The 3219-nt window shown below is 69.1% G+C and carries 4 protein-coding genes and 1 pseudogene; all 5 read left to right on the forward strand.

Annotated features, from left to right (window positions below; translation table 11 throughout):
• Window positions 1-357 (forward strand): annotated as a pseudogene (locus CCN72_RS35820) (hypothetical protein); the annotation flags it as partial.
• Window positions 358-475: 118 nt separating this feature from the next.
• Entirely contained in the window at window positions 476-901 is a 426-nt protein-coding gene (locus CCN72_RS35825; protein WP_086812545.1) for a hypothetical protein, read from the forward strand.
• A gap of 178 nt (window positions 902-1079) precedes the next feature.
• A complete protein-coding gene (locus CCN72_RS35830) occupies window positions 1080-1700 on the forward strand; it encodes an RNA polymerase sigma factor (RefSeq protein WP_167408747.1) in 621 nt (206 codons plus the stop codon).
• Between the two features lie 33 nt (window positions 1701-1733).
• Window positions 1734-1967: a hypothetical protein gene (locus CCN72_RS35835; protein ID WP_086812542.1), complete on the forward strand. Its 234-nt coding sequence runs from the start codon at window positions 1734-1736 to the stop codon at window positions 1965-1967.
• A 179-nt stretch (window positions 1968-2146) separates the two neighbouring features.
• Window positions 2147-3139: a MerR family transcriptional regulator gene (locus tag CCN72_RS35840; protein WP_086812544.1), complete on the forward strand. Its 993-nt coding sequence runs from the start codon at window positions 2147-2149 to the stop codon at window positions 3137-3139.
• The last annotated feature ends 80 nt before the right edge of the window (window positions 3140-3219 follow it).

A 3219-nucleotide genomic window follows, 5' to 3' on the forward strand; every position in this document is an offset into this window, starting at 1 on the left:
GGCGGGGACGGGCACGCGGAGGCGGTACGGCTCGTCGCGCACATGCTGGACACGGCACCGGCCGAGCGCACCGCCGAGGCGGTACGGCCCTGGGCCGAGTCCTGTTCCGCGGTCTCGCTGCGCGTCCACCGGCTGCTCGACCCCGCCGCCGAGGGCGCCCCGGACCCCGCCGGGACCGAGGACCCGCCGCCGCTCGTCGCCGCCGAGCTGCGCCGTCAGATCACCGTGCTGGAACTCCTCGAAGGCCACGGCAAGCAGGGCCTGCGCCGGGCGCTCGATGTGTCGGGCGAGGGACGCCGGGTGCTGCGCGCGGTGGTCTCGCGGCGGGTTCGGGGGAACGCGGAGAGCGGGGTGTGACGGTCGTGCGGTGGCGGTGGGGTGGTCCTGCGACGGTTGGCGAAACGGTTCCTCGGAGGGTGACGAAAGCTTTGCCCCGCTCGCTCTTCCTTATGTGAACGCCCATGTGACGGCCCATGTGACGGCCGATACGACCGCTGCCGCGACCGCCCCGGACGGGACGGCCGCGCAGGAGACCAGGCCCCATGCCGCCGCGAAGCCCGTGCGCTGGGCGGCGGACGCGGTCGCGACCATGCGCGAGGGCGCCCGGGTGCGGCTCGACTACTCGGCGCAGAGCCTGTGGCGCGTGGACCGCATGATCGAGGAGATACGACGCGAGAGGGCGCCCATCGAGGCGGTCGCTGACGTGCTGCGGGGCTTTGGCGCGTACGCCGGTGAGGTGGTCGTCCGCCGCACCGGCGCCGAGTGGTGGGCGACCGGCGGCGAACACTGGGTGCGCACCCCCGACGGCCGGCTCTGGGACCCCATCGAGGAGGCCCGGCGCTCCTTCCTGGGCCATGGTTCGCTGCGGCTGCTGTGCAGGGACGCGACGGCGGACGCCTGAGAGCGCGGCGCCCTGCACCTGACGGGCCGTTGACTGTGCCGCATCCGCCGGGGCGTTCGCTGTGACACTTCTGTCAGGGCGGACGCTGATGACCGTGGAGGGCGAAAGACACGGCCGGAGCGTGTCGCACCGTGCGGGACGCGCCGGTGGCCATGAACTCGGCACGACGAGGACGGTCTTGGGCCAGGGAGGGCAGCCCCGCAGCCGGCGGCCGCGGGACGGGGAACTGGGCGCGGCCGTCGCGCGGGCCCAGGACGGCGACGAGAGCGCCTTCGCGGTGGCCTACCGGATCGTGCAGCCCGGCCTGATCGGCTATCTGCGCGGGCTGGTCGGCGAGGACGCGGAGGACGTGGCCGCCGACGCCTGGCTGGAGATAGCGCGGGACCTCGGCCGGTTCACCGGTGACGGCGCGGGCTTCCGCGGCTGGACCGCGACCATCGCCCGCCATCGCGCCCTGGACCATCTGCGCCGCCGCCGCACCCGGCCCCGTACCACCGCGCTCGACCAGGAGGCGCTGGACCGGGCGGCCCCGCACAGCACACATGAGCAGGCCCTGGAGTCGCTGTCCACCGCGCGCGCCCTCGCGCTGGTGCGCTCCCTGCCCCGGGACCAGGCGGAGGCCGTGCTGCTCCGGGTGGTCGTCGGCCTCGACGGCCCCGCCGCCGCACGCGTCCTCGGCAAGCGCCCCGGCGCGGTCCGTACCGCCGCGCACCGCGGCCTCAAACGCCTCGCCCACGCCCTGGCACCCGACCCGGGCGTGCCGGATGAGGGCCCCGGAACGCCGGGGAAGTCGAAGTGAACGGCGGCACGGGGGACGAGGACGGAGTCGGACATGGAATCGGACATGGGTGAACGCGACGACGACCGACGGGGCACCGGGCGCGCCGCGCCGCCCGACATCGAGTCCCACCTCGGCACGGCCCTGCGCGCCTACATCCCCGACCCCGAGGCCGAACGCCGCGCCCTGGCCGCCTTCCGCACCGCCCACGCATCGGCCCGCACCCCACGCACACGCCCTCGCGACGACTGGCGCCCTGCCTCCACTGATGGCGGAGTCTTGAATTAAAGAGACCGGTGATACGAGTGCATCGAGGGATTTCAATGGGGGTGCCGGGAAATCAGGAACACCTAAACGCAAACATTCTTCACCCGATTGGGTGATCCGAGTTCCAGCTAAGTGTTTGGATCTCTCTCAGTCGCCATGCTCAGCTGCGGAGGGGTGGAAACAGTTTAGGGGGGCTAGTCGTGGTGGATGTCTTCGATCGCATTGAGTGGAAAGTTCGGGAGATTTTCGGGAAGGGCCCGGTCTGCGTACACGTGGGAGACGTCAAGAGATGCGACATCAAGCGGCACCCGACCTACTCGAAGTTTCGGAAGGAGGCGCTCTCGGCGGGAATTCGGTCGGCTGCTATTTCCCGTGTGTGGGAGTCCCTGATCGCCATGGGGAGGTTGTCCGACCTGGATGGTGATGACACATGGCGGCTGGTCATTCTCGATTGCATCGTCCCCTGCTTCCGTGGAGTGGCCGCGAGGGTCTCCCGAGATTTCCGGGTCGAGCGCGAGGAAGTTCAGTCCGCCATGGTGGTGGCTGCGCTGGAGGTGTGGCGGGACACCACCCATGGGGTTCCGCCGCGCAACGTCAGGGACAAGATGGTCAAAGCGGCCTTCGAGGTTGCCTTTCGCTATGCGAGTGGGGCATCGAGCGAGTGGTCGTCCGATGAGATCGAATTAATGATCCAATCGGAAGTGTTCACTCAGGAATCCGTACTCAAGGCGTCGTCGGTCATCGACATCAACAGTATTCGCGACGCGGATGTCGCGGAACAGCTCAGGGGTAAGCGGATCGGGGCACTGTTTCAGCTGCTGGGTCATTTCGGTGTCGTTCGTGAATTTCACGACGACCTTCGTGCCGGCCGTCGTTCCGGATCGGTTCGCCAGACGATGACGACGTCGATGCTGCTCCGGTCTCGCATTTCCGGCCCGAGTCTTTACTACTACACTTCCGATCTCTACCCTCCATACATCGGGCTCCGAGAGGCCGCAGCTGTGATGGGGGTCCCCGAATCTGCCGCACATCGCCTTATCAGGGTCGGGCAGTTCCCCTTCCCTGCGGCAAGGGCGGGGCGGAGTTACAAGGTCTCCGTAAAGGCCCTCATGCATTTCAAGGATATTCCGGATGTCATCGTCCATGTCGATGACGTCGAGAACGGCGCCCTGCATGTGAGCGGCGGCCTGTAGGGGCGCCGAGAGTCAGACGGCCCGCCAAGGGCAACGGCCGGGGCCGCCAGCCTGGCCCAACTAGTACTGCAACGGTGCTT

Source organism: Streptomyces murinus (assembly GCF_002154555.1).
GTDB lineage: Bacteria > Actinomycetota > Actinomycetes > Streptomycetales > Streptomycetaceae > Streptomyces > Streptomyces murinus.